The following is a 2,362-nucleotide window of genomic DNA, read 5'->3' as shown; positions in this document are numbered from 1 at the left end:
ATATAATAATATATGTAATTAAATTGAATTTAATTTTATTGTTTGTGAAAACGTAATTTAATGCTAAGGAGTGTAGAAAATGGGCTTATTTGATATATTTAAAAAATCAAAAAATGAAGAACAAGTTAAAGGGATAGTATCACCTATAAATGGAGAACTATTAGATATAACTAAAGTACCAGACGAGGTTTTTTCAACTAAGATGATGGGTGATGGATTTGCAATGAAGTCAGAAGATGGAATAATAGTATCACCTGTAGATGGTAAGGTAGGAGTAGTATTTGAAACTAAACATGCTGTGATATTAGAATCTACAGAAGGTAAAGAAGTTCTTATACACTTAGGTATAGATACTGTTAACTTAAAAGGTGAAGGTTTCGAAGTGTTTGTAAATGTAGGAGATGAAGTTAAAGCTGGAGATAAATTAGTTAAGATGGATTTACCATTTATAGAGGCTAATGCCAAGTCATCAATAAGTCCAGTTATATTTACGAACTTAGATTCAAATGAATCTATTAAAGTTGTAGAAGGACCTGTTAAAATTGGAGAAGCTAATAGAGTTGAAATAGCAAAATAGTATTGAAAATAAAGAACCTATGAAAAGGTTCTTTTTTTAATGTGAAATATGTCACATTAAACCGACAATTATCATAATATATATTATCTAAATACTAAAAAATTTAGATAATATATATTATAGAGGTGTAATTTATGGACTTTTTAAGATCAAACTCTGATAATGGTAGCAGATATTACAAAAAAGGTAATTCAAATAGCAATTCAAATAGTAACTCATACAGTTCATATAGTAACTCATACAGTAACTCAAATAGCAACTCATATAGTAATTCATACAGCAACTCATATAGTAACTCATATAGTAACTCAAATAGTAATTCATATAGCAACTCATATAGTAAATCATATAGTTATTCAAGATAATTGAAATTTATAGCTGATATGGACCAACACTATAAAAAAAATGAAGTAGTTAATGGATATACGATAACAAATTTAATAGGACAAGGGCGATATGGGATTGTTTATTTGGGTGAAAATCAAGATTTTGAAAAATGCGTAATTAAACAACTTAAAAATGAAATGATTGAAAAAAGCAGGTCAAAACTTTTTTATGAAGAAGAAATACTAAAAAAAATAAATAACCCAGCATTTCCTAAGTTTATATGCAAATTTAAGGATGAAGATAGGGAAGGATATATACTAGAGTATATAAAAGGGCCTGTATTTGAAGATATTTTGGTAAGAGATAGTTGTATTTTTAATAGAGAAGATATTTACAAAGTAGGAGGACAACTTTTAGATATAATTGAAATACTTCATGAAAACAAAATAGTTCATCGAGATATTAGATTACCAAATGTTATATTAAAACAAGATGGAAACCTTGCATTAATTGATTTTGGATTAGCTAGATATATGGATTCAAAAAGATATAAAAAAGAGGTTGATTATTGGTTTTTAGGAGACTTTCTAATTCACTTGTATTACACAACCTATGAACCAGTAGATTATGTAGAGAGACCATGGTACGATGAACTGGATCTTACCAAAGATGAATCTATTTTTCTTAAAAAACTTATGTCAATTAAAGAACCATATAAAAGTATTGAAGAAATAAGGAGAGACTTAGAAAATTTAAAATTAAGAAACACTAATTAATTTAAGGTGGTTTATATGTCAATTAGTTCAATAGAGATAGTAAAAATACACAATAAAAGTTTTAGGGCTAACATTTATAATATTGAACCCTTTAGAATGATTGGATTAATAGATGTAGATATACAATATGATGGGGAAACAGAAAGAGTAACATTACCTTTTTATAGATCATCAGGAACAAATAATGGTAAAATGAAAGGTTTATGGTATCCTATAGTAGGCATAAAAACTCATACTGGCCCATTTACAGAATTTACAGATTTTATTAATTCGGCTTTAACAGCATCGACAAGAAGAGGAATTGGCAAAGAAGGTTGGCTAGCTAAGTCTCTATTTTTTCAAGATGACTATGTTCCAAAATCAAGAATAAGAGGATTCTCTAATGGAAAGCATTATGAAGCTTTACTTGAAACTGGGAAAATATTAAGATATTTATATGAAAAGGGTTCATATTATGAAATGTATTATTTAACTCCACAGGTTTTAAATAGTACTGTAGCTTCGAATGAAATTTACCCTGGAAATCAGCATAGCCAAAGAAGAAATTTTGATAGATTTATAGCTGATATTGTTAAGGGTGCATAATATAAATTTTGGGCTCCACTTTATTATAAGTGGAGTTTTTTTATTTAATATAAATTTTAGGTATTTTTTTTACATATGGACAATATATTTTAATATA

Annotated in this window: 4 protein-coding genes; all 4 read left to right on the top strand. The window is 27.3% G+C overall.

Features of this window, described 5'->3' with window-relative positions:
• Window positions 1–79 precede the first annotated feature (79 nt).
• The 4 genes from VN21_RS03245 (at window position 80) to VN21_RS03230 (ending at window position 2,265) form a co-directional block, all read left to right on the top strand.
• Entirely contained in the window at window positions 80–577 is a 498-nt protein-coding gene (locus tag VN21_RS03245) for a PTS sugar transporter subunit IIA (RefSeq protein WP_046822027.1), read from the top strand.
• 162 nt (window positions 578–739) lie between these two features.
• Entirely contained in the window at window positions 740–946 is a 207-nt protein-coding gene (locus tag VN21_RS03240) for a hypothetical protein (RefSeq protein ID WP_046822026.1), read from the top strand.
• On the top strand, window positions 943–1,680 hold the full coding sequence (locus VN21_RS03235) for a protein kinase family protein (RefSeq protein WP_226896666.1): 738 nt from the start codon (window positions 943–945) through the stop codon (window positions 1,678–1,680). Before VN21_RS03240 ends, VN21_RS03235 begins: the two co-directional genes overlap by 4 nt.
• 15 nt (window positions 1,681–1,695) lie before the next feature.
• Entirely contained in the window at window positions 1,696–2,265 is a 570-nt protein-coding gene (locus VN21_RS03230) for a hypothetical protein (protein WP_046822025.1), read from the top strand.
• Window positions 2,266–2,362 lie beyond the last annotated feature (97 nt).

Source organism: Paraclostridium benzoelyticum (assembly GCF_001006285.1).
Classification (GTDB): Bacteria; Bacillota; Clostridia; order Peptostreptococcales; family Peptostreptococcaceae; genus Paraclostridium; species Paraclostridium benzoelyticum.
This window is presented reverse-complemented; position numbering and strand designations above follow the sequence as displayed.

Excerpts from the sequence above, each read along its gene's own strand:
- VN21_RS03245 (WP_046822027.1), top strand. The coding sequence starts at position 80 with ATGGGCTTATTTGATATATTTAAAAAATCAAAAAATGAAGAACAAGTT.
- VN21_RS03240 (WP_046822026.1), top strand. The coding sequence starts at position 740 with ATGGTAGCAGATATTACAAAAAAGGTAATTCAAATAGCAATTCAAATA.
- VN21_RS03230 (WP_046822025.1), top strand. The coding sequence starts at position 1,696 with ATGTCAATTAGTTCAATAGAGATAGTAAAAATACACAATAAAAGTTTT.